Source organism: Stenotrophomonas sp. NPDC077461, from assembly GCF_049545475.1.
Taxonomy (GTDB): Bacteria; Pseudomonadota; Gammaproteobacteria; order Xanthomonadales; family Xanthomonadaceae; genus Stenotrophomonas; species Stenotrophomonas nematodicola.
In genome coordinates this window covers 450,951-471,850 of record NZ_JBMWDO010000001.1, presented here as the reverse complement: position 1 = coordinate 471,850, position 20,900 = coordinate 450,951, and the positions used below count along the sequence as shown (strand labels likewise).

Below are 20,900 nucleotides of genomic sequence, written 5' to 3'. Positions count from 1 at the left end.
CCGCCGACGACACCGGCGCGGATTACATCGGTCGCGCCGAGTCCACCAGGCCGTACTGGCTGGCCATGCGTGCCAGGGCGATGTTGTCGCTGATGCCCATCTTTTCGAACAGGCGCGCCTTGTGCGTATTGACGGTCTTGGCACTGAGGCTCAGACGCTTGGCAATGTCCTCCTGGCGCAGGCCCTGGGTCAGCAGCAGGGCCACTTCCAGTTCGCGCGGCGACAGCGCATCGAACGGCGAGTGGCTGCCTTCCACGTTCGAGAGCGCCAGGTTCTGGGCGATGCTGCTGCCCAGGTAACGGCGGCCCAGCGCGGCGTCGCGTACGGCACGCAGCAGTTCCTGCGTATCGCAGGCCTTGCCGATGTACCCGGACGCGCCGGCTTCAAGCAGCCGCTTGGGCATGGGGCCGTCTTCCAGCACCGACACGATCACCACCCGCGTTCCGTGATCGCCACGGACCACGCGCTCGGTGACTTCCATGCCGCTGACGCCAGGCAGGTGCAGATCACACAGCACCACGTCCGGACGCAATTGACGGATTTCCGGCAGCGCGTCCTCGCCGGACTCGGCCTCGCCGACCACGTCCATGTCGGTCTCGTTGGAGAGGATCATCTTCATGCCGGTACGCACCAGCGCATGATCGTCCACCAGATACACTCGAATCGTCATGCACGTACCTCTTCAAACGCTGCTAACGGGGGCCAGCCTAACGGCGGGACACGACGATCACAAGAATGAACACGCATTGCATCGTCCATTCTGGTGTTGACATCACATCCGCTTCTGGAAGCCCCTTCCCCTTGCCTTTCAATGAAGGCAACCCTGGTTTACTCAGCCTATCGGCAACGACGCTCCCCGCGTCACCGCACCTCTCCCCGGTGCGATTCGTGCCGTGTCCGGGTCAGTTGCGAAGCCGCCACGGGTGGCGGCGCCGGAACATCACCAGGAAACACCCTACCACCCAAACCACGGCGGCACACCACCCGGCCAGGATGTCGGACGGGTAATGCACGCCCAGATACACCCGCGACACGCTCACCAGCAGGGCGAACGTACCGGCCAGGATCAGCACCGGCCAGCGCCAGCGGGTGTCCCAGGCCAGCAGCATCAGGGTGACCGCCAGCGTCATCGAGCCCATCGCGTGGCCACTCGGGAAGCTGAATGTGCTCTCCGGGGCGATCGATTCCCACAGGCTGGGGCGGTCACGCTGGAAGAACTGCTTGCTGCCCAGGTTCAACAACGCCGAGCCCACGAAACAGATCGCCACGAAACTGGCTTCCCGCCAGCGTCGTCGCCACAGCAGCGCGGCCACGATGAGCACGTCGGCCGGGATCAGAAACCACTCGTAGCCCAGCTTGGACAGCAGCACGAAGAAGCGGTCCAGCCCGGGCGAATGCAGGCCATGCATCTTCCACAGCAGCGGCGCGTCGAAATGGATCGATTCCAGTTCGTGCACTTCGTCGGCCAATGCGACAAACCCGGCCAGCGGCAGCAGGACGCCCACGAACAGCAGGACAAAGCGCCACGCGTTGTGGCCCATCCAGTGGCGGAACCCGGCGGCCGGCTCCGGTGCGGCCAGCACCGTGGGCTTATCCGACACGTCGGACATAGGTCCGTTCGACGTAGTCGTCGATCAACGCCACGAAGTCCTGGGCGATGTTGTCGCCGCGCAGGGTCACCGTCTTTTCGCCGTCGACGAACACCGGCGCGGCCGGGGTCTCACCGGTGCCCGGCAGCGAGATGCCGATGTTGGCATGGCGCGATTCACCCGGCCCGTTGACGATGCAGCCCATCACCGCGAGGGTCATGTTCTCCGCGCCCGGGTGGCTCACTTTCCATTCCGGCATCTTGCCGCGCACGTGGTTCTGCACCACCTTGGCCAGCTCCTGGAAGAACTCGGAGGTGGTGCGTCCGCAGCCCGGGCAGGCTGTGACCAGCGGCGTGAACGCGCGCTGGCCGGTGGTCTGCAGCAGCTCCTGGGCCACGATCACCTCGGCGGTGCGCGACTGCCCCGGTTCGGGGGTGAGCGAAATGCGGATGGTGTCGCCGATGCCTTCCTGCAGCAGCACCGCCAGCGCCGCCGAGGAGGCGACGATGCCCTTGCTGCCGATGCCGGCCTCGGTCAGCCCCAGGTGCAGGGCAAAGTCCGAGCGCTGGGCCAGGTCGCGATAGACCGCGATCAGTTCCTGCACGCCGCTGACCTTGGCCGAAAGCACGATGCGATCACGCGGCAGGCCCAGTTCCACGGCCGTATGGGCCGAATCCAGCGCCGAACGGATCAGCGCCTCGCGCAGCACCCGGCCGGCATCCCACGGTTGTGCGCGCTGGCTGTTCTCGTCCATCAGGCGTGCGGCCAGCGACTGGTCCAGCGAGCCCCAGTTGGCGCCGATGCGCACCGGCTTGTCGTAGCGGATCGCGAACTCGATCAACTGGGCAAACTGGGTGTCCTTCTTCTTGCCGAAGCCGACGTTGCCCGGGTTGATGCGGTATTTGGCCAGGGCCTCGGCGCAGGCCGGTTCCTGGGTCAACAGCTGATGGCCGTTGTAGTGGAAGTCGCCGATCAGGGGGACGTCGATCCCCATCATCCGCAGCTTCTCGACGATACGCGGGATCGCCGCTGCCGATTCGGGGTTGTTGACCGTCAGCCGCACCATTTCCGATCCGGCCCGCCACAGCTCGGCCACCTGCTTGACGCTGGCGGCAACATCGGCGGTGTCGGTGTTGGTCATCGACTGGACCACCACGGGATGGCCACCACCGACCACCACGCCGCCAATGCGGACGGGCTGGGTCTGGCGGCGGGCCCACACGGTGGTGTCGGCGGGTTGGGTCGGTCGGGTAACGGCATCGTGCATCCGGGCATTTTAGCGCGCCCGGCGCGCGCGTAGGTGCCGGCCGTTGGACGGCACTCATTTTCGGTGCCGTCCGTCCGATGCGGCCGATTGTCGCAGGCAGCCGGCCCGCTGAACGCATACGATGGGCGGGCAATGACCGGTCCCGACGCCCCCTTCCTCCGAACGCTGTGCAGTCTGCGCTGGCTGGCCGTGGCCGGCCAGGCGGCCACCATCCTTGTCGCCACCTGGGTGCTGGGCCTGGAGCTGTCGCAGCGCCCCCTCTGGGCCGGCGTGGCGGCGCTGGCCCTGTTCAATCTCTACGCCCAATGGCGGGTGCATGACGCCGACACCGCGCCGCTGACCGCGTTCTGCCACATCCTGGTCGACGTCACCGTCCTGACCTGGATGGTCGGCTGGAGCGGCGGCATCGCCAATCCGTTCGGTTCGCTGTTCCTGATTCTGATCGCCCTGGCCGCGCTCGCCCTGCCGCTGCGCTGGACCCTGGCGGTGGCCGCCGCCTGTCTGATCGGCTATGCCGTCAGCGGCCTGTTCGGCGTTCCGCTGCCGGCCGGCTACTTCACCGCGATGCAGATGCACCAGTGGGGCGTGGTCTGCAACTTCCTGCTGTCGGCCACGGTGGTGCTGGTGTTCGCCACCCGGCTGGCCATCGCCCTGCGCCATCGCGAGCACGAACTGGCGCTGCTGCGCGAGCGCTTCGTGCGCAACGAAGGCATCGTCGCGCTGGCCACGCATGCCGCCTCGGTGGCGCATGAGCTCAACACGCCGCTGGCGACAATGACCCTGCTCGCCGACGACATCGCCGACCAGACCGACAGCAGCGAGGTCCGCGACGACGTGGAGACCCTGCGCGAGCTGCTGGTGCAATGCCGCGAACGCGTGCTGGCGCTGGCCCGCCCGGCGGCGGGCGAAAGCTCCGGCCGCGACCGGGTGACCTTGCCGCAGGTACTCGAACAGTGGCGACTGGTGCGCCCGACCATCACCCTCAAGCGCAATGACGATGCCCCGCTGGACCTGCCACTGGATCCCGGCATCGGCCACCTGCTGATGGTGCTGCTCAACAATGCCGCCGATGCCGGTGAGAAAGCCGAGCGCCCGCAGGTCGATCTCACCCTGCGCATCCAGGGCGAGGACCTGATCGGCGAAGTCCGCGATTACGGCCACGGTTTCGATGCGCGCCAGGCGGTGCTGCCCGGCACGCTCTTCAACAGCGGCAAGACCGAGGGCATGGGCGTTGGCCTGGCCCTGTCGCATGCCACCATCGAGCGGCTGGAAGGCGAACTGTGGATGCGTCCGGCCCACGGTGCCGGCACCCGCGTCGGCTTCCGCCTGCCCTTGTCCCCCCGGGAGACTTCCGCATGACCCCTTACACTCCGGTACCCGGCACCGCGCCGGCCCTCCACGGCCTGCTCGTCGACGACGACGAACTGTACCTGCGCACCCTGCAGCGCAGCCTGGCGCGAAAGGGCTTGGACACCGTCACCGCCAGCGACATCGCCTCGGCGCTGTTGCTGGCCCGTCAGCAGCCGCCGGCCTTTGCCCTGATCGATCTCAAGCTGGGCGCCGAATCCGGTCTGGCGCTGATCCAGCCGCTGCGCGCGTTGCGCGAGGACATGCGCATTCTGCTGGTCACCGGTTACGCCAGCATCGCCACCGCCGTGGAGGCGATCAAGCTGGGCGCCGACGACTACCTGCCCAAGCCGGCCACAGTGCCGATGATTCTGCGTGCGCTGGGCGAGGAAGACGACGGCCCGGCCGACGACGGCGATCTTGAGCCACCGGATGCGATGACCCCGATCAGTCGCCTGCAGTGGGAGCACATCCAGCAGGCCATGCACGAAACCGGCGGCAACGTCTCCGCCGCCGCGCGCCTGCTCGGCATGCACCGCCGTTCGCTGCAGCGCAAGCTGGCCAAGCGGCCGAGCCCCGAGCGCGACCCCAGCAGATAGCGCCGACCGTTGGTCGGCGCTACGGGTTGGGATGCGGTCAGGCCTTCAGGCGGGCCAGCAGCTCCAGCGTCACCGGGTCGGTGATGGCGGCCGCGTCGCCCTGCAGCGCCGGCAGCAGCTGGCTGGCCAGCTGTTTGCCCAGCTCCACGCCGAACTGGTCGAAGGCGTTGATGTTCCAGATCAGCGACTGCACGTACACGGCGTGTTCGTACATCGCGATCAGGGCGCCCAGCGACTGCGGGGTGAGCGCGTCGAGCAGGATCATGGTGCTGGGGCGGCCGCCCGGGTAATCGCGGTGCGGGTCGTCGCTGCTCTGGCCATTGGCCAGCGCCTCGGTCTGCGCCAGCAGGTTGGCCATCAGCGCCTGGTGGTTGACCACATAGGGATCATCGTTGTGCACGCAGCCGATGAAATCGGCCGGAATGACACTGGTGCCCTGGTGCAGCGCCTGGAAGAAGCTGTGCTGCACGTCCGTGCCCGCCCCGCCCCACCACACCGGCACGGTGTCGGTGGTGACCGGGCTGCCGTCGCGCTGCACGCGCTTGCCCAGGCTTTCCATCACCAGCTGCTGCAGGTAGGCCGGCAGCAGCGCAAGCCGCTGGTCGTAGGTCATCACCGCATGGGTGGCATGGCCAAGCAGATTACGGTTCCAGATATCGGTCAGCGCATGCAGCACCGGCAGGTTCTGGTCCAGCGGTGCGTTCAGCGCGTGCGCGTCCATCTGCGCCGCGCCGTCGAGCAGCTGCTCGAAGCCCTTGAAGCCGATGGCCAGCGCGATCGGGAAGCCGACCGCCGACCACAGCGAGTAGCGCCCCCCCACCCAGTCCCACATCGGCAGCACGCGGCCGGCGGCGATCGAGAACGCCTTGGCGGCGCGTTCGGGATTGGCACTGACGGCGTACAGACGATCGCTGCCGCCCAGCCAGTCGTGCAGGATCTGCCCGTTGAGCAGGGTTTCCTGGGTGCCGAAGGTCTTGGAAATCAGGATGCCGGCCGTGGTGGCCGGGTCCAGCGTGGCCAGCGTGCGCTGCATGGCCGCGCCGTCCACGTTCGATACGAAATGCACGCGGAAGCGTGCGCCACTCACCGGACGCAGCGCATCGGCGACCAGGCGCGGACCAAGGTCCGACCCGCCGATGCCGACACTGACGATATCGGTGACGTTGGTCTGCTCCAGCGCCGTGATCAGTTCGCCCATCCGCGCCCGCACCTGCGCGGCGGTGGCGAAGGCCTCGCCCGCCACGGGTGCGCCACTGAGGTCGCCGCGCAGCGCGGTATGCAGCGCCGCGCGGCCTTCGGTCACGTTGACCGTTTCACCGCGGAACAGGCGCTGGAGGCCACCGGCGACATCGCATCCGGCCGCCAGGTCCAGCAACGCATCCAACGCCGCGCGGTCGACCTTCTGCCGCGCGAAATTGACGTACAACGGACCCACCCGCAGCCCCAACGTTCGTGCCCGCTCCGGTTCGGCAGCAAGCAGCGACGGGATGCTGGCGCCGCGCAGGCGCTGGGCATGGGAATGAAGCGGGTCGAATCCGTTGTGCTGTGTCATGCGGCCTGGGTCGGAATGGTGTCGTTGGTGTGGGAGATCTGGTTCTTGCCGTCCACATATACCAACTTCGGCTTGAAGCTGTCAGCTTCTTCTTCGCTCATGCTGGCGAAGGCGGCAATGATGATGATGTCGCCCACCTGCACGTGGCGCGCCGCGCCGCCGTTGAGCGAGACCACGCCGCTGCCGGCCTCGGCACGGATCGCATAGGTGGAGAAACGCGCACCGTTGGTGACGTCCCAGATATGCACCTGTTCAAACTCGCGGATGCCGGTGGCCTGCAGCAGGTTGTCATCGATGGCGATGGAACCTTCGTAGTTCAGCTCGGAGTGAGTGACGGTGGCGCGATGGATCTTGGTCTTGAGCAGGGAGAGGTGCATGGCACGCGACAACGGTAAAGGAAAGGGAAATTCTAGCACCCGGGCGGCAGGCGGCAGGGGGTGCGCCCTGCCCGCTGCCGGCGGTTCAGGCAGATGACGGCAGCGGCGGGTGGCGGCCGGCGGGCCGCCGCCCGGCGGCTCAGAACTCCAGGTTGTCGATCAACCGGGTGGTGCCGATGCGGGCGGCGATCAGGGCCACCCGCGTGCCATCGTCGGCATCGGCCGGTTCGGACAGGTCCGGCAGGCGCACCACGGCGTAGTCGACCTGGAAGCCGGCGGCCTGCAGCGCGGCGGTGGCCTCCGCCTCGATCAGGGTGCGTGCCTTGCCGCCGATGAATCCTTCGCGCATGGCCAGCAGCACCTGGTGGATGGTGGTGGACACCTGGCGATGCTCAGCGTTGAGGTACTGGTTGCGCGAGCTCATGGCCAGGCCGTCGGCCTCGCGCACGATGTCGCCACCGACGATCTGGATCGGGAAGGCCAGGTCCTCCACCATCTGGCGGATCACCGCCAGCTGCTGATAGTCCTTCTTGCCGAACGCGGCCACGTCCGGCTGGACCTGGTTGAACAGCCGCGAGACCACGGTGCAGACGCCGTCGAAATGGCCCGGGCGGTGCGCGCCTTCCAGCAGCCCGCTGATGCCGGGCACGTTGACGCTGGCGGCCAACGCCACGCCGAACGGATACATCGATTCGACCGTGGGCAGCCACAGCACGTCGCAGCCGGCCTGCTCCAGGCCGGATGTGTCGGCCTCGGGCGTGCGCGGGTAGCGGGTGAAGTCCTCGTTCGGGCCGAACTGGGTCGGGTTGACGAAGACACTGGAAACCACGCGGTCGGCGTACTGCCGCGCCAGCGTCACCAGCGAGTAGTGGCCCGCGTGCAGGTTGCCCATCGTGGGCACCAGCGCGACGCGCAGGCCCTCACGCTTCCAGCCGTTGACGACGGCGCGCAGGCGGGACAGTTCGGTGACGGTGTCGATCATGAGGCGTAGGCGTGTTCTGCGTCGGGGAAGGAGCCGTCGCGCACGGCGTCGGCAAAGGCACGGACGGCGCCGGCGATGGAACCGCCCTCGGCAAGGAAATCCTTGACGAACTTGGGCCGGCGATGGCCGCTGTCCAGGCCGAGGAAATCATGCAGGACCAGCACCTGGCCGTCGCACGCCGGGCCGGCGCCAATGCCGATGGTCGGCACCGTCACGGCCGCGGTGACCGCAGCGGCCACCGGCGTGGGCAGGCACTCCAGCACCATGAGGGTGGCGCCCGCCTCGACCACGGCCTTGGCATCCTCGACCAGCTGGCGGGCAGCATCGCCACGCCCCTGCACGCGGTAACCGCCCAGACGCAGCACCGACTGCGGGGTCAGGCCCAGGTGCGAGCAGACCGGAATCTCGCGCTCGACCAGATAACGGATCACGTCCAGCTTGAAGCCGGCGCCCTCGATCTTGACCATCTCGGCACCGGCCTGCAGCAGGCGCACCGAGGCCTCGAAGGCACGTTCCGGGCTCGCGTCCGCGCCGAACGGCAGGTCGGCGATCACCAGCGCGCGCTGCACCACCCGGGCCACGGCGCGGGTGTGGTAGACCATGTCGTCGGTGGTGACCGGCAGGGTCGAATCGTGCCCCTGCACCACCATGCCCAGCGAGTCGCCGATCAGGATCAGATCGACCCCGTTGGCATCGAAACTGCGCGCGAAGCCAGCATCGTAAGCGGTCAACATCACCAGCTTCTGCCCGTTGCGCTTGGCCTCCGCCAGCGCGGGGACGGTCCAGGGCTTGCTGTCTGCGTGGGTACTCATGAGCTGATAACCGGTGGCGATAAGCCCCGCATTATCCTCCTATTGGAGCGATCCCGCAGGCCTCCACCTGCATTGCAGCATTCCGCACGCGGCCACGTCCTGGAATCAGCGCCTCACCGGCGATTTCAGCCAGCGGCAGCAACGCGAACGCACGTTCGTGCAGATGGGGATGCGGCACCTTCAACTGCGGCAGGTCGATGACCTCCTCACCGTACAGCAGCACATCCAGGTCCAGCGTGCGCGGACCCCAGTGCAGGCCCGGCTCGCGGACCCGGCCGAAGTCGCGCTCGATCGCCAGCAGCGCCTCCAGCAGGACCGGGGCGGCCAGCGCGGTGTCCAGCACGGCAGCGGCATTGACGAAGGGCGGCTGGTCCACGTTGCCCCACGCCGGCGTGCCATACAACTGCGAGCGCGCCCGCAGCGTGGTGTGCGGCAGCGCCGCCAGCGCCTGGAACGCATCGCGCAGGGTCTGCGCGGCGTCCCCGAGGTTGGCGCCCAACCCGATACAGGCCAGGGTCACGGCTTACTCGCTGGCGGCAGGCCCGCCGACGGGCCGGCGACGGCGACGGCGACGCTTGCGCGGCGCACCGTCTTCCCCGTCCAGATCGGCATCGGCATGGGCCGCGTCGAGCGTGGAGTCCAGTTCATGGCCGGACTGCTGCTGGGCCTCGCGCCAGAACTCCACATCGGCCTGGTGCTCGCTGGAGGCTACCTGGCGCAGGACCAGGAAGTCGAACGCGGCGCGGAAGCGCGGGTGGGTCAAGGTGCGGAACACGCGCTTGCGCTGGCGCGAGCTGAAACGCCCCTGCAGCAGCCAGATCTCCTGCATCGGCAGCGAGAACCGGCGCGGCAGCGCAATGGTGGTGAGCTGGTGCAGGGTCACGCGATCGGCGGCGCGACGCTGCGCTTCTTCCAGTGCCACGCCCTGCTTCTGCAGGGTGGCCAGCGCGCGGCAGAACGCCGGCCACAGCAGCAGCGCGAACAGGAACGACGGCGACACCGGCTCGTCATTGGCCACGCGCAGATCGGTGTTGTGCAGGCCTTCGATCACCATCCGGCGCAGCGCACCGCTGCGGTTGCTGCGCAACGCGGCCGCGCTCTCCGGGAACATCACCTGCAGCAGGCCGTAGCGTTCCAGCCCTTCGAAGCTGGCCACGCCGTGCCCGGACAGGAACAGCTTCAGCACTTCCTCGAACAGGCGCGCCGGCGCGGCTTCGGACAGCAGATTGGCCAGGCGCGGCAGCGGCTCGGCAGTGGCGTCTTCGATCTGGAACCCGAGCTTGGCCGCCAGGCGCACCGCGCGCAGCATGCGCACCGGGTCTTCCTGGTAGCGCTGCTCGGGATCGCCGATCAGCTTCATCAGGCGTGCCTGCACGTCTTCAAAGCCGCCGGTGTAATCGCGCACCGAGAAGTCTTCGATGGCGTAGTACAGCGCGTTGCAGGTGAAGTCGCGGCGGATGGCGTCGTCTTCGATGCTGCCGTACACGTTGTCGCGCACCAGCATGCCGTTTTCCATCTCGCGGTCGCCGCTGCCGTCATCGATGTTGGCGCGGAAGGTGGCCACTTCGATGATCTCGCGGCCGAACACCACGTGCGCCAGGCGGAAGCGGCGGCCGATCAGCCGGCAGTTGCGGAACAACTGCTTGACCTGCTCGGGCGTGGCGTCGGTGGCGACGTCGAAATCCTTGGGGCTTCCGTTCACCAGCAGGTCGCGCACGGCACCACCCACCAGGTAGGCGCCGAACCCGGAATCGCGCAGCCGGTACAGGACGCGCAGGGCGTTGGGGCTGATGTCCTTGCGGGAGATGTTGTGCTGGTCGCGCGGGATCACGCGCAGGCTGAACGGTGATGTAGCAGAGGAATTGATGTTGGCGCTTCCGGTTGAAGTTTCGGGATTGCCCAATGGCATCTAGGTCAATATACTAGCGCGCTGCGCAGTTCGCGACAAAGCCTGCTCCCTTCGTCTAGAGGTTAGGACGTGGCCCTCTCAAGGCTAAAACAGGGGTTCGAGTCCCCTAGGGAGCACCAGTCGTCGCGCAGAAAAGCCAAAAACCCCGCTCCGGCGGGGTTTTTGCGTTGGCCCACCCGCCGCGCCTGCGCCAGCCAGGCCGCACGGGGCGGCCCGGCGTCCGGCCGCCCCGTCAGCCTTCCATCTGCTCCAGCTCCCTGCCCTTGGTCTCCTTGACATAGCGCAGCACGAAGAAGATCGACACCACCGCTGCGGCGGTATAGATGCCGTAGGCGCCGGCCAGGCCGATGCCGGCCAGCAGCATCGGGAACGTCACGGTGATGGCGAAGTTCGAGGTCCACTGCGCCGCCCCGGCCACGGCCAGGCCCGACCCCCGGATCTGGTTGGGGAACATCTCGCCCAGCATCACCCACATCACCGGGCCCCAGGACATGTTGAAGAACACCACGTAGGCATTGGCCGCCACCAGCGCCAGCCTGCCCATCGCATCGGACAGCTGCAGCCGGCCGTCCATCAGCGTCCCGCTGGAGAAGGCCACCACCATCAGCGCCAGCGACACCGCCATGCCCACCGAGCCGATCCACAACAGCGGACGGCGGCCGATGCGGTCGATCAGCACCACGGTGAGCAGGCAGGCGCCGATGCTGAGCCCGCCGGACAGCACATTGATGAGCAACGCGTCGTTCTCCGAGAAGCCGACCGCCTGCCACAGCACCGCGCCGTAATAGAACACCACGTTGATGCCGACCAGCTGCTGGAACACGGCCAAGCCGATCCCGACCCAGACAATGGGGCGCAGCCGGCCCGTGGTTTTGCCGAGCAGGTCGGAGAAGCGCGGGCGGTGCTGGTCCTGGGCAAGCGAGCCTTCGATCTCGGTGATCTTGAGCCGCGCCTCCTGCGCTCCGTAGAGCCGGGTCAGCACCGCCAGCGCCGCTTCCCGGCGGCCCTTGACCACCAGGAAGCGCGGGCTCTCCGGAATCACCATCAGCAGGGCCAGGAACAGCAGCGAGGGCAGCACCTGCATCCAGAACATCCAGCGCCAGGCCGCCTGGCCCAGCCACAGCGCCTCGGTGGAGGCGCCCGCCGCCCGCGCCAGCAGGTAGTTGCTCAGGAACGCGCAGAACAGGCCACCGATGATGGCCATCTGCTGCACCGTGGCCAGCCGGCCCCGGTACCGCGCCGAGGCCACCTCGGCGATGTAGGCCGGCGACATCACGCTCGCCGCGCCGACCGCGAAGCCGCCCATCACCCGCGCGATGATGAATACCAGCGAGCTGTGTGCCGCACCCGCCCCCAGCGCCGAGAACAGGAACAGTGCCGCGGCGATGATCAGCACCCCGCGCCGACCCAGGCGGTCGCCGAGCCGCCCGGCGAAGAACGCGCCGATCGCACAGCCCAGCAGCATCGAGGCCACCTCGAAGCCGATCCCGGCTTCACTGGAGTGGAAGGTCTGCTTGAGGCCGTCGACGGTACCGTTGATCACGCCGCTGTCGAAACCGAACAGGAAGCCACCGATGGTGGCCACGCAACTGATCAGAACAATGAAGGCGGTGTTCTCCCCGCGCGTGGCGAGGGTGGCTGACGCAGTGGACATGGGCGCATCCGGAAGGAAAAGGAAGGACGTGGATCAGCCCGGCGCGGACAGGGTGATGCGGTTCTCGCGGGCCTCCCGCCGCCCGCTACGCTGCGCCGTCACACTGTTCCCGCCCCCTGCTGTCCACCGGCAGCCATCATCTTGGCCGGGTCGCCGGCGGCGGTGCAATCGTGCACCGCCGCATGCCCCCCGGCCCAGGCAGCACCTGCCTGCAATGGCAGAATGCAGGGCCCCTGCTCCCCACCCCCGAGCCGATGACGGATACCCCTCCCCGCCACCCCCACATCCCCACCCTGCTGGTCGACAGCCGCTGCACCCACGGCGAAGGCGCCCTGTGGTCGCCCCGTCGCCAATGCCTGTTCTGGGTGGACATCAGCGAACGACGCCTGTGGCAGTACCACCCCGCTACCGACGCCCGTCGCCAGTGGGCGCTGCCGGACCGTCCCGGCTGCCTGGCCGAGGGCGCGGATGGCCAGTTGCTGCTCGCTCTGGCCGGGTCCCTGCAGCGGATGGACCTGGACACCGCCAATGGCGAGCCCACCCTGCACTGGCTGGCCGATGTGCAGCCCGAGGTGGCCAGCACCCGCAGCAATGATGGCCGCACCGACCGCGCCGGCAACCTGGTGTTCGGCACCATGAACGAAGATCCGGCGCAAGCGCCGCTGGGTCGCTTCTACCAGTACAGCGCGCGCCACGGCCTGCGCGATCTCGGCCTGCCCGGCGTCGTGATTCCCAACGCGATCTGCTTCAGCGCCGACGGCGGCACCCTGTACTACTGCGATTCGGTGCGGCCGGAGCTGTGGTGCTGCGACTACGACGCAGACAGCGCCCGCTGTCGCCATCCGCGCCGCTTCGCATCGCTGGAATCGCCGCACTGGGAACCCGATGGCGCCATCATCGACGCGGAGGGCGGGCTCTGGAACGCGCAGTGGCGCGCCTCGCGGGTGGTGCGCTATGGCGCCGATGGCCGCATCGACCGGATCCTGCCGATGCCGGTGAAGAACCCGACCTGCGTGGCATTCGGCGGGCCCGACCTGACCCGCCTGATGGTCACCAGCTCACGCCTGGACTACGGCCCCGACGAACTCGCCGCCGCCCCGCACGCCGGCAGCGTGTTCGCCGTGGACACCGGCATCGCCGGCCTCCCCGACACCCCGTTCCGCTGGTGAGCGGCGCCGCGTGCGCGGGCGGTTGCACGCCCAAGTGAGATCGAATCCCGCGCCAGCGGCCAACCTGTTCTAGAATTGTCCGGCTCACTGTCGGATTCAGATCCAGCCATGCCTTTTGTCGTCACCGAAAACTGCATCAAGTGCAAACACACCGATTGCGTGGAAGTGTGCCCCGTGGATTGCTTCCATGAGGGTCCCAACTTCCTGGTGATCGACCCGGACGAGTGCATCGACTGCACCCTCTGCGAGCCGGAATGCCCGGTCAACGCCATTTTCCCCGAAGACGACGTGCCCGCCGGGCAGGAAGTGTTCGTGGAGCTCAATGCAGAGCTGGCCAAGGCCTGGCCGGTGCTGACCGTGCGCAAGGACCCACCCGCCGATGCCGGCGAGTGGGACGGCAAGCCGGACAAGCTCAAGTTGCTGGAGCGGTAACGAAAAAAGGCGCCCACGGCGCCTTTTTTGTTTTCGACCACTGCCGGGTGCAGCCGGGCAGCGCCCGGCCTCACCGGCCGGCACCTTACGGTGCCAGCTTGGCCTTCAGCTCACCCAGCAGCTTGACCGGGGCAGCGCCGGTAGCCGGCAGGCCCCGCGGGTCAACGGCCGAGATGTACGCGCCGGCATCCACGGCCACCACGCGCACCAGGAAGTCGCTGCCTTCGTAGGCCACGTCATAGGAGCCCAGCAGCTGGGCCTTGCTGGCGATCTTCACGCCGTCAACCGACTCCAGGGCGGTGCCGAGCCTGGCGAACACGTCTTCCTTGCTGCCCGCCACGGTGAAGCCGGCATTGTTGGCCGGCGCCTGCGCGGACGCCGCCGGGGCCGGCTTGACCGCCTGCGAGGCCAATGCCGGCACCTGCGCGCCGCCGGTGGTGCTGGGCACGGTCAGATCCGGCGGGATTTCCAGCGGACGCACTTCGGGCGCCAGCGCGTAGTCGCCCTTTGCGCCGCGCTTGAAGCAGCCGGTGGTGCCCACGAGGGTAGCGGTGGCCAGAATCGCGAAGGACAGCACGCGAATGGCGGAAACGGATTGACGCATATGAATCTCCTGGGTCAGGCCACTGTCGATCAGTGGCTGGATAGTGCTTCGAGCGCGCCGATGTCGCTGGCCAGATGTCCGGCGGCGGCATGGTGGGCTTCGGACAAGGGCAGCAGGGGCAGACGCAGTCCGTCGCCGATGCCGATCCGGCGCAGCAGGTCCTTCACCGGGATCGGATTGGATTCCACACCGCAGAATTCATGGAACGGCTCCAGTCGTGCATCCCACGACTCGGTCGCCTCGCGCTCGCCGGCGGCGGCAAGGTCGCACATGCGGCGGTATGCACCGGGCAGGACGTTGGAACCCACCGAAATCAGGCCATCGACGCCGGACAGGATCGAACGCGCGGCAGTACCGTCATCGCCACTGAGAATGGCGAAGTCGGGCGAACGCAGCGCCAGCAGCGCGTTGACGCGGCCGGTGTCGCCCACCGCTTCCTTGATGCCGACGATGTTCGGATGCCGGGCAAGTTCGGCCACGGTCTCCGGCAACATGTCGCAACCGGTCCGCCCCGGCACGTTGTAGAGCACCACCGGCAGGCCGCCCTGGTCGGCGACCGCACGGTAATGCGCGATCAGGCCGGCCTGGGTCGGGCGCACGTACGGCGGCGTCACCACCAGCGCATGGGTGGCGCCGTTGGCGGCTGCACGGCGGGTCTGCTCGATGGTTTTGGCGGTTCCCGACAACCCGGTCCCGGCCAGCACCGGGATGCGGCCGCCCACGGCCTTGACCGCGCTGCGCAGCAGCAGGTCGTATTCGTCGTCGGACAGGGTGGCCGCTTCGCCGGTCGAGCCGGCCACGACCACACCGCGGACACCACCCTCCAGTTGCAGGTGCAGCAGGCGCTGCCAACCGTCGGGATCCAATGCGCCGTCAGCCTGAAAAGGCGTCGCCAGCGCGGTGATGAGACCGGAAAGGGACAAGGAAACGATGCTCTGAAGAGAGGGGGAGGCGGACCGGGCTAAACGCCGGCCGGATGTACTTTGCATGTTACTTGCGGGTCGAAAGCGCGGGCAAGTATGCTGGACCCAGGTGAACGGGCCGTCGCCGGTGCCGTTCAGACTCACCCTGCATTACCGGAACCACCTTGACCGACACCACGCCGCGGCCTGCGCCGACCGAAAACCATCTCCTGATCAACGCCTATACGACGCATCCGGAGTCCCCCCTGCTGCCCGTGACCCGGCGGATCTCCGATAGTGGCTGCAACCTGGTCGACGCGCGCCTGGCCACCGTGGGCCGTGATGTCTCGGTCACCGCCCTGGCCACCGGCTCGTGGGACTCGGTCGCCAAGCTCGAAGCGATGCTCACCCGCCTGGAGCGCGAGGAAGGCCTGAAGCTGGTCTGGTACCGCACCGGTGCCAAGCAGGCGCAGTCCAACCTGCTGCCCTACATCGTGGAAGTGATTGCCGCCGACAAGCCTGGCATCCTGTTCCAGCTGGCCGATTTCTTCGACCGCCAGGGCATCACCATCGAGAACCTGCAGAGCACGCGTTACCGCGCCATGCAGACCGGTGCGGAAATGTTCTCCGCACAGGTCACCATCGGCGTGCCCGCCAACATGCACATCGCCGCACTGCGCGACGATTTCCTCGAGTTCTGCGACCACCTCAACCTGGACGCGATCATGGACCCGATGAAGTTCTGACGGCTTCGCGCGTTCGTCACGAGCGCGCGGTGTTTCATGCAGTTGTAGTAGACGCACCCCAGGATCCGGAAAGGACCTCATGAACGACGGCGACACCCTGGACAGCACCACCCTCGCGCTTCCGCTGGCCCTGTCCGGCGGCGAACACACCACCCTCGCCGCACTCGCCGGCCAGTGGCTGGTGTTGTACTTCTACCCCAAGGACAGCACGCCGGGCTGCACCACCGAGGGCATCGATTTCAATGCCCTGCTGCCGGACTTCACGCGCCTGGATGCGCGCGTGTTCGGCGTCTCCCGCGACTCGGTCAGATCCCACGACAACTTCTGCGCCAAGCAGGGATTCGCGTTTCCGCTGATCAGCGATGCCGACGAAGCGCTGTGCACCGCATTCGACGTGATCCGGCTGAAGAACATGTACGGCAAGCAGGTGCGTGGCATCGAACGCAGCACCTTCCTCATCTCACCCGACAGTCGTATCGTGCAGTCGTGGCGCAAGGTGAAAGTCGCCGGCCACGCCGCATCCGTCCTTGAAGCCCTGAAGGCCGCGAAAACCCAGTGACCAACCCGGCACCCCCCAATGGCCATCACCCTGCCCCGCAGGCCGTGATGGCTTGTCCCTGTTCTGCCACCAGGAAATGACGATGACCCGAGGCAAGCGCATCTACGTACTGGATACCAACGTGCTGATGCACGATCCAACCGCGCTGTTCAAGTTCGAGGAGCATGATGTCTACCTGCCGATGCAGGTGATCGAAGAGCTGGACAACGGCAAGAAGGGCACCACCGAGGCGAGCCGCAATGCGCGCCAGGTGAGCCGCTTCCTCAATGAGCTGGTGCAGGCGTCGGGCCTGGACAATCTCGCCGACGGCATCCCGCTGCAGCGCCCGAACGGCCTGCAGCTGCGCGGCAAGCAGAGCGTGGGCCTGCTGCGCTTCCAGACCAGCCATTTCGAGGCGGGCAAGAGCTTCGGCGCGGTGATCCCGGACAACGCCATCCTCGGTGCGATTCTGGCCCTGAAGGAGCAGATCCCGGAGATCCCGGTGGTGTTCGTGTCCAAGGACATCAACCTGCGGATCAAGGCGGCCATCGCCGGCATCGTGTCGGAAGACTACGAGAACGACCGTGCGCTGGACGACTTCAGCCTGCTCTACACCGGCGCCACCGAGCTGCCGGAGGATTTCTGGAAGAAGCACACCGACAACCTCCGCAGCTGGAGCGACAAGGGCCGCACCAGTTACGAAATCCTCGCCAGTGACGATGAGAGCTGGCATCCCAACCAGTACGCCTACCTGCCCGGCGACGACGAGGTTGAGCTGCGCGTGGCCAAGGTCGATGGCGACAAGGTCACCCTGTCGCTGGTCAATGATTTCCGCCACGGCAGCCATGCGGTCTGGGGCATCAGCGCGCGCAACCGCGAACAGAACTTCGCGCTCAACGCGTTGATGGATCCGGAGATCGATTTTGTCACCCTGCTGGGCACCGCCGGCACCGGCAAGACCCTGCTCGCGCTCGCCGCCGGCCTGGCGCAGACGATGGACCAGCAGCGTTACCGCGAGATCATCATGACCCGCGCCACGGTCAGCGTCGGCGAAGACATCGGCTTCCTGCCCGGTACCGAGGAGGAAAAGATGACGCCGTGGATGGGCGCGCTGACCGACAACCTGGAGGTGCTCACCCACACCCAGGAAGGCGGCGCCTGGGGGCGTGCGGCGACCAACGACCTGATCGCCAGCCGGATCAAGATCCGCTCGCTGAACTTCATGCGCGGACGCACCTTCCTGTCGCGCTACCTGATCCTGGATGAGGCGCAGAACCTGACCCCCAAGCAGATGAAGACGCTGATCACCCGTGCCGGCCCCGGCACCAAGATCGTCTGCCTGGGCAACGTCGAACAGATCGACACCCCGTACTTGACCGAAACCACCTCGGGCCTGACCTACGCGGTGGACCGTTTCAAGAACTGGCCGCACAGCGCCCATGTCACGCTGCGCCGTGGCGAGCGTTCGCGCCTGGCCGACTACGCCTCGGAGGTGTTGTGAACCATTTCCTGTCCCGTGCCGCCCTGCCGCTGGCGCTTGCTGCGCTGGCGGCAGCGTGCACGCCGTCCAACACGCGCCCCGGCAGCACCATCCCGACCGCAGTCAAGGCCGGCCAGTCCTGGGTGGTCACCCGCCCGGTGATCGCCGCCCAGGTGCTGGATACCTGCTCGCGCACCAGCCCCGGCCGCGAGCCGGGGCGGGTCACCGGCTACTGGGCGCCGAGCCGGCAGCAGGTCGAGCAGCTTGAAGCCGCCCTGCCTTCGCTGGAGGCGCAGGTGCCCAGGGCCGGCGATTTCGATCGCCAGTACGTCGGCATCGAACGCGATGGACGCCAGCTGATCTACCTCAACGCTTTCCACCTGCCCGACGGCAGCGACATCGATCCGGCGCGCGAGGCGATCCGCGTCTGCGATGGCGGTGCGCAGTTCTGGGGCGCGGTGTTCGATCCGGCCAGCGGCCAGTTCTCCGATGTGCAGTTCAACGGCCCCCCTGCGGGCCGCTGAGCATCCCGTGATCAACGCCGTCCACGGCCGATGAGCATCCGGCTGCCCACGTGGGTATGGGTCGGCGCGATCGCGCTGTCCTGTGTGGCCGGCATGGTCAACGTGGTCGGCTTCCTTGGGTTCGAGCACCAGGCGGTCAGCCACATGACCGGCACCACCAGCCAGCTCGGCATGGCCCTGGCACAGGGCGACTGGCGCGTGGTCGGGCGCCTGTGGGGCCTGCTCATTGCGTTCTGCCTGGGGGCCATGCTCAGCGGCATGATCGTGCAGGACAGCGCCCTGCAGCTCGGCCGCCGCTACGGCGTGGTGCTGACGCTGGAATCGCTGCTGCTGCTGATCGCCATTCCGCTGTTCAAGCAGCAGCAGATCTGGGGTGCGCTCGCCGCCGCGATGGCCTGTGGCCTGCAGAACGCGATGGCCACGACCTTCAGCGGCGCCGTGGTGCGCACCACCCATCTCAGCGGCATGTTCACCGACCTCGGGATCGGGCTGGGACATCTGCTGCGCGGCCTGCCACTGCCGATCCGTCGCCTGACCCTCAGCGGACTGATCGTCAGCGGTTTCCTCGCCGGCGGCATCCTCGGCGCCTGGCTGTTCCTGCGGGTTGGTTACGACGCCCTGCTCGCCCCGGCACTGCTGACCGGCGGCACCGGCCTGGGTTACGTGCTGCACGCACAATGGCGACGCCTGCAACGGCCCTGAGCGCGCGCCAGCACCGCTGCCGCAAACACTGCACAATCAGCGCATGAGCCCATCCACTCCCGTTTCCGCCCTGACCATCGCCGGTTCCGATTCCGGGGGCGGCGCAGGCATCCAGGCCGACCTGAAGGCCTTTGCCGCCCATCGCGTGCACGGCCTGTCGGTGATCGCCGCGCTGACCGCGCAGAACACCCGCGGCGTCACTGCCGTCCATGTGCCCCCGCTGGAGTTCCTGCAGGCGCAGATCGATGCCTGCTTCGCCGATTTCGAAATCCACGCGGTGAAGCTGGGCATGCTGGCCAACGCCGAGGTGATCGGGCGGGTTGCCGACGCACTGGAAACACACCGCCCGCCGCACGTGGTGCTCGACCCGGTGATGGTGGCCACCAGCGGCGCCAGGCTGCTGGAGGAGAGCGCGCTGCACGCCATGCGCACCCGCCTGATCCCATTGGCCACGCTGCTGACGCCCAACATCCCGGAGGCCGAACTGCTGCTCGGGCGTCGCATTGTCACCGCCGACGATGCCGAAGATGCCGCCGGTGCGCTGCTGGCGCTCGGCGCGGGCGCCGTTCTGCTCAAGGGCGGTCATCTGGATGAGGGCGCACGGGTGATCGACCGCTACTTCGATGGCGTCACCCGCGATGACTTCATCCACGCGCGCCTGCCGGTCGATGCCCACGGCACCGGCTGCACGCTGGCGTCGGCGATCGCCGCGCAGTTGTGCCAGGGGCTGTCAGTGCCGAACGCCTGCGAGGCCGCCATCGACTACGTGGCCCGCGGCCTGCAGAGCGGGTACTACCCCGGCCGCAGCGAGGTGCTGGTGATCGATCACTTCGGCGCGGCGCGTCCTGCATGATCGATGCGCTGACCCTGCCCGTGCAGTCCGACGATGGCCATCGTACCGACCTGCTGGTGCGCCGCCCGGCCACGCCGCAGGCGCGCCTGCTGTGGCTGCCGGCACTGGGCGTGGCCGCACGCCACTACCTGCCGCTGGCCGAGGCGCTCGCCGCGCGCGGCCTTGCCGTGCACCTGCATGAGTGGCGCGGCAACGGCAGCAGCAGCCTGCGTCCATCGCGCACGCAGGACTGGGGCTACCGCGAGATCCTCCAGCGCGACCTGCCGGCCAGCCTGGCGCAGGTGCAGGCCCAGGGCAGCGCACCGTTGATCATTGGCGGCCACAGCCTCGGCGGCCAGCTTGCCTGCGCGTTCGCCGGACTCAACCCGGACGTCGTCGCCCGGTTCTGGCTGGTCGCCAGCGGCACGCCATACTGGCGCACCTTCCCCGCGCCGCGCGGCTGGACCTTGCCACTGATCTACCGCTTCCTGCCGTGGCTGGCCCAGCGCCAAGGCGTGCTGCACGGACGCCGCGTGGGATTTGGCGGCACCGAAGCGCGCGGCCTGATCGGCGACTGGGCACGCGTGGGCCTGAGCAACCACTACTGCGGCGAGGGCATCGCGCAGGACCTCGACCTCGCCATGCGCGCGGTCCGCGGCCAGGCGACGGCGGTGATCATGGCCGACGACTGGCTGGCACCGGCAACGTCGATGCAGGGCCTGCTGGCCAAGCTGCCGCAGGTACGATCGACGCTGACCGTGCTGTCCGCCGCCACGCTGGGCGCACGCGCCGACCACTTCGCCTGGATGAAGGCGCCGGAGGCCGTTGCCGACACGCTTTTTCATTCATTTGAATGAAGACCTTCACAAAAGCGTTGACGAAT

At 67.8% G+C, this 20,900-nt stretch carries 23 protein-coding genes and 1 tRNA gene; 12 read left to right on the top strand and 12 right to left on the bottom strand.

Translation table 11 applies throughout. From position 1 onward, the window contains the following. Window positions 1-22 precede the first annotated feature (22 nt). From ACPEH8_RS02270 to ispG, 3 genes are all read right to left on the bottom strand, one after another. A complete protein-coding gene (locus ACPEH8_RS02270; protein ID WP_423665913.1) occupies window positions 23-670 on the bottom strand; it encodes a response regulator in 648 nt (215 codons plus the stop codon). Window positions 671-902: 232 nt separating this feature from the next. Then, a complete protein-coding gene (locus ACPEH8_RS02265) occupies window positions 903-1,610 on the bottom strand; it encodes a phosphatase PAP2 family protein (protein ID WP_136005848.1) in 708 nt (235 codons plus the stop codon). After that, entirely contained in the window at window positions 1,591-2,856 is a 1,266-nt protein-coding gene (ispG, locus tag ACPEH8_RS02260; RefSeq protein ID WP_017355954.1) for a flavodoxin-dependent (E)-4-hydroxy-3-methylbut-2-enyl-diphosphate synthase, read from the bottom strand. The genes ACPEH8_RS02265 and ispG overlap by 20 nt, the downstream gene beginning before the upstream one ends. A 132-nt stretch (window positions 2,857-2,988) precedes the next feature. Between ispG and ACPEH8_RS02255 the strand changes: the two genes are divergently transcribed. Both ACPEH8_RS02255 and ACPEH8_RS02250 read left to right on the top strand, forming a co-directional pair. Beyond that, a complete protein-coding gene (locus ACPEH8_RS02255) occupies window positions 2,989-4,215 on the top strand; it encodes an ATP-binding protein (protein WP_017355953.1) in 1,227 nt (408 codons plus the stop codon). Then, window positions 4,212-4,802 carry a response regulator transcription factor gene (locus ACPEH8_RS02250; RefSeq protein ID WP_017355952.1) on the top strand — a complete coding sequence of 197 codons (591 nt, stop codon included), beginning with the start codon at window positions 4,212-4,214 and terminating at the stop codon, window positions 4,800-4,802. Before ACPEH8_RS02255 ends, ACPEH8_RS02250 begins: the two co-directional genes overlap by 4 nt. A gap of 37 nt (window positions 4,803-4,839) precedes the next feature. Here ACPEH8_RS02250 and pgi read toward each other — a convergent pair whose 3' ends face one another. From pgi to pcnB, 6 genes are all read right to left on the bottom strand, one after another. Further along, the gene (gene pgi / locus ACPEH8_RS02245; RefSeq protein ID WP_136005846.1) at window positions 4,840-6,354 is read right to left on the bottom strand and encodes a glucose-6-phosphate isomerase; all 1,515 of its coding nucleotides are present in this window, start codon (window positions 6,352-6,354) and stop codon (window positions 4,840-4,842) included. Further along, window positions 6,351-6,731 (bottom strand): aspartate 1-decarboxylase, encoded by a 381-nt coding sequence (gene panD / locus ACPEH8_RS02240; RefSeq protein WP_017355950.1) that lies wholly within the window; start codon window positions 6,729-6,731, stop codon window positions 6,351-6,353. Before panD ends, pgi begins: the two co-directional genes overlap by 4 nt. A gap of 139 nt (window positions 6,732-6,870) precedes the next feature. Next, on the bottom strand, window positions 6,871-7,713 hold the full coding sequence (panC, locus tag ACPEH8_RS02235; RefSeq protein WP_017355949.1) for a pantoate--beta-alanine ligase: 843 nt from the start codon (window positions 7,711-7,713) through the stop codon (window positions 6,871-6,873). Further along, complete coding sequence (gene panB, locus ACPEH8_RS02230) at window positions 7,710-8,525, bottom strand: 3-methyl-2-oxobutanoate hydroxymethyltransferase (protein ID WP_017355948.1); 816 nt, start codon at window positions 8,523-8,525, stop codon at window positions 7,710-7,712. Before panB ends, panC begins: the two co-directional genes overlap by 4 nt. Window positions 8,526-8,556: 31 nt before the next feature. Then, window positions 8,557-9,045 (bottom strand): 2-amino-4-hydroxy-6-hydroxymethyldihydropteridine diphosphokinase, encoded by a 489-nt coding sequence (gene folK, locus ACPEH8_RS02225; protein ID WP_017355947.1) that lies wholly within the window; start codon window positions 9,043-9,045, stop codon window positions 8,557-8,559. Between the two features lie 3 nt (window positions 9,046-9,048). Further along, window positions 9,049-10,428, bottom strand: coding sequence for a polynucleotide adenylyltransferase PcnB (gene pcnB, locus ACPEH8_RS02220; RefSeq protein ID WP_136005958.1), 1,380 nt, complete (start codon window positions 10,426-10,428; stop codon window positions 9,049-9,051). 50 nt (window positions 10,429-10,478) lie between these two features. Between pcnB and ACPEH8_RS02215 the strand changes: the two genes are divergently transcribed. Then, window positions 10,479-10,553: transfer RNA gene (locus tag ACPEH8_RS02215), tRNA-Glu, on the top strand. 113 nt (window positions 10,554-10,666) lie between these two features. Here ACPEH8_RS02215 and ACPEH8_RS02210 read toward each other — a convergent pair. Next, window positions 10,667-12,088: a sugar porter family MFS transporter gene (locus ACPEH8_RS02210; protein WP_136005841.1), complete on the bottom strand. Its 1,422-nt coding sequence runs from the start codon at window positions 12,086-12,088 to the stop codon at window positions 10,667-10,669. A 254-nt stretch (window positions 12,089-12,342) separates the two neighbouring features. Between ACPEH8_RS02210 and ACPEH8_RS02205 the strand changes: the two genes are divergently transcribed. Next, window positions 12,343-13,257 carry an SMP-30/gluconolactonase/LRE family protein gene (locus tag ACPEH8_RS02205; protein WP_017356699.1) on the top strand — a complete coding sequence of 305 codons (915 nt, stop codon included), beginning with the start codon at window positions 12,343-12,345 and terminating at the stop codon, window positions 13,255-13,257. 108 nt (window positions 13,258-13,365) lie between these two features. Further along, window positions 13,366-13,689 (top strand): ferredoxin FdxA, encoded by a 324-nt coding sequence (gene fdxA / locus ACPEH8_RS02200; RefSeq protein WP_017356700.1) that lies wholly within the window; start codon window positions 13,366-13,368, stop codon window positions 13,687-13,689. A gap of 85 nt (window positions 13,690-13,774) precedes the next feature. Here the strand turns inward: fdxA and ACPEH8_RS02195 are convergent, their stop codons facing one another. Both ACPEH8_RS02195 and dapA read right to left on the bottom strand, forming a co-directional pair. Next, a complete protein-coding gene (locus tag ACPEH8_RS02195; protein ID WP_017356701.1) occupies window positions 13,775-14,293 on the bottom strand; it encodes a hypothetical protein in 519 nt (172 codons plus the stop codon). Window positions 14,294-14,322: 29 nt separating this feature from the next. After that, window positions 14,323-15,216 carry a 4-hydroxy-tetrahydrodipicolinate synthase gene (gene dapA / locus ACPEH8_RS02190; RefSeq protein WP_017356702.1) on the bottom strand — a complete coding sequence of 298 codons (894 nt, stop codon included), beginning with the start codon at window positions 15,214-15,216 and terminating at the stop codon, window positions 14,323-14,325. Window positions 15,217-15,380: 164 nt separating this feature from the next. Here dapA and ACPEH8_RS02185 point away from each other — a divergent pair, with 164 nt between their 5' ends. The 7 genes from ACPEH8_RS02185 (at window position 15,381) to ACPEH8_RS02155 (ending at window position 20,874) form a co-directional block, all read left to right on the top strand. Then, a complete protein-coding gene (locus ACPEH8_RS02185; protein ID WP_017356703.1) occupies window positions 15,381-15,941 on the top strand; it encodes a glycine cleavage system protein R in 561 nt (186 codons plus the stop codon). A 79-nt stretch (window positions 15,942-16,020) separates the two neighbouring features. Further along, on the top strand, window positions 16,021-16,500 hold the full coding sequence (locus ACPEH8_RS02180; RefSeq protein ID WP_313275139.1) for a peroxiredoxin: 480 nt from the start codon (window positions 16,021-16,023) through the stop codon (window positions 16,498-16,500). An 82-nt stretch (window positions 16,501-16,582) separates the two neighbouring features. Further along, complete coding sequence (locus tag ACPEH8_RS02175; protein ID WP_153164272.1) at window positions 16,583-17,980, top strand: PhoH family protein; 1,398 nt, start codon at window positions 16,583-16,585, stop codon at window positions 17,978-17,980. After that, on the top strand, window positions 17,977-18,483 hold the full coding sequence (locus ACPEH8_RS02170; RefSeq protein ID WP_136005837.1) for a hypothetical protein: 507 nt from the start codon (window positions 17,977-17,979) through the stop codon (window positions 18,481-18,483). Before ACPEH8_RS02175 ends, ACPEH8_RS02170 begins: the two co-directional genes overlap by 4 nt. A 30-nt stretch (window positions 18,484-18,513) precedes the next feature. Then, window positions 18,514-19,185, top strand: a complete 672-nt coding sequence (locus ACPEH8_RS02165; RefSeq protein WP_423665911.1) for a YoaK family protein — start codon at window positions 18,514-18,516, stop codon at window positions 19,183-19,185. Between the two features lie 43 nt (window positions 19,186-19,228). Then, complete coding sequence (gene thiD, locus ACPEH8_RS02160; protein WP_017356708.1) at window positions 19,229-20,038, top strand: bifunctional hydroxymethylpyrimidine kinase/phosphomethylpyrimidine kinase; 810 nt, start codon at window positions 19,229-19,231, stop codon at window positions 20,036-20,038. Continuing rightward, window positions 20,035-20,874, top strand: a complete 840-nt coding sequence (locus ACPEH8_RS02155; protein WP_423665909.1) for an alpha/beta fold hydrolase — start codon at window positions 20,035-20,037, stop codon at window positions 20,872-20,874. Before thiD ends, ACPEH8_RS02155 begins: the two co-directional genes overlap by 4 nt. Window positions 20,875-20,900: the final 26 nt, after the last annotated feature.

Coding starts and splice junctions, on each gene's coding strand:
- ACPEH8_RS02270 (WP_423665913.1), bottom strand. CDS start 670: ATGACGATTCGAGTGTATCTGGTGGACGATCATGCGCTGGTGCGTACC.
- ACPEH8_RS02265 (WP_136005848.1), bottom strand. CDS start 1,610: ATGTCCGACGTGTCGGATAAGCCCACGGTGCTGGCCGCACCGGAGCCG.
- ispG (WP_017355954.1), bottom strand. CDS start 2,856: ATGCACGATGCCGTTACCCGACCGACCCAACCCGCCGACACCACCGTG.
- ACPEH8_RS02255 (WP_017355953.1), top strand. CDS start 2,989: ATGACCGGTCCCGACGCCCCCTTCCTCCGAACGCTGTGCAGTCTGCGC.
- ACPEH8_RS02250 (WP_017355952.1), top strand. CDS start 4,212: ATGACCCCTTACACTCCGGTACCCGGCACCGCGCCGGCCCTCCACGGC.
- pgi (WP_136005846.1), bottom strand. CDS start 6,354: ATGACACAGCACAACGGATTCGACCCGCTTCATTCCCATGCCCAGCGC.
- panD (WP_017355950.1), bottom strand. CDS start 6,731: ATGCACCTCTCCCTGCTCAAGACCAAGATCCATCGCGCCACCGTCACT.
- panC (WP_017355949.1), bottom strand. CDS start 7,713: ATGATCGACACCGTCACCGAACTGTCCCGCCTGCGCGCCGTCGTCAAC.
- panB (WP_017355948.1), bottom strand. CDS start 8,525: ATGAGTACCCACGCAGACAGCAAGCCCTGGACCGTCCCCGCGCTGGCG.
- ACPEH8_RS02210 (WP_136005841.1), bottom strand. CDS start 12,088: ATGTCCACTGCGTCAGCCACCCTCGCCACGCGCGGGGAGAACACCGCC.
- ACPEH8_RS02205 (WP_017356699.1), top strand. CDS start 12,343: ATGACGGATACCCCTCCCCGCCACCCCCACATCCCCACCCTGCTGGTC.
- fdxA (WP_017356700.1), top strand. CDS start 13,366: ATGCCTTTTGTCGTCACCGAAAACTGCATCAAGTGCAAACACACCGAT.
- ACPEH8_RS02195 (WP_017356701.1), bottom strand. CDS start 14,293: ATGCGTCAATCCGTTTCCGCCATTCGCGTGCTGTCCTTCGCGATTCTG.
- ACPEH8_RS02180 (WP_313275139.1), top strand. CDS start 16,021: ATGAACGACGGCGACACCCTGGACAGCACCACCCTCGCGCTTCCGCTG.
- ACPEH8_RS02175 (WP_153164272.1), top strand. CDS start 16,583: ATGACCCGAGGCAAGCGCATCTACGTACTGGATACCAACGTGCTGATG.
- ACPEH8_RS02165 (WP_423665911.1), top strand. CDS start 18,514: ATGAGCATCCGGCTGCCCACGTGGGTATGGGTCGGCGCGATCGCGCTG.
- thiD (WP_017356708.1), top strand. CDS start 19,229: ATGAGCCCATCCACTCCCGTTTCCGCCCTGACCATCGCCGGTTCCGAT.
- ACPEH8_RS02155 (WP_423665909.1), top strand. CDS start 20,035: ATGATCGATGCGCTGACCCTGCCCGTGCAGTCCGACGATGGCCATCGT.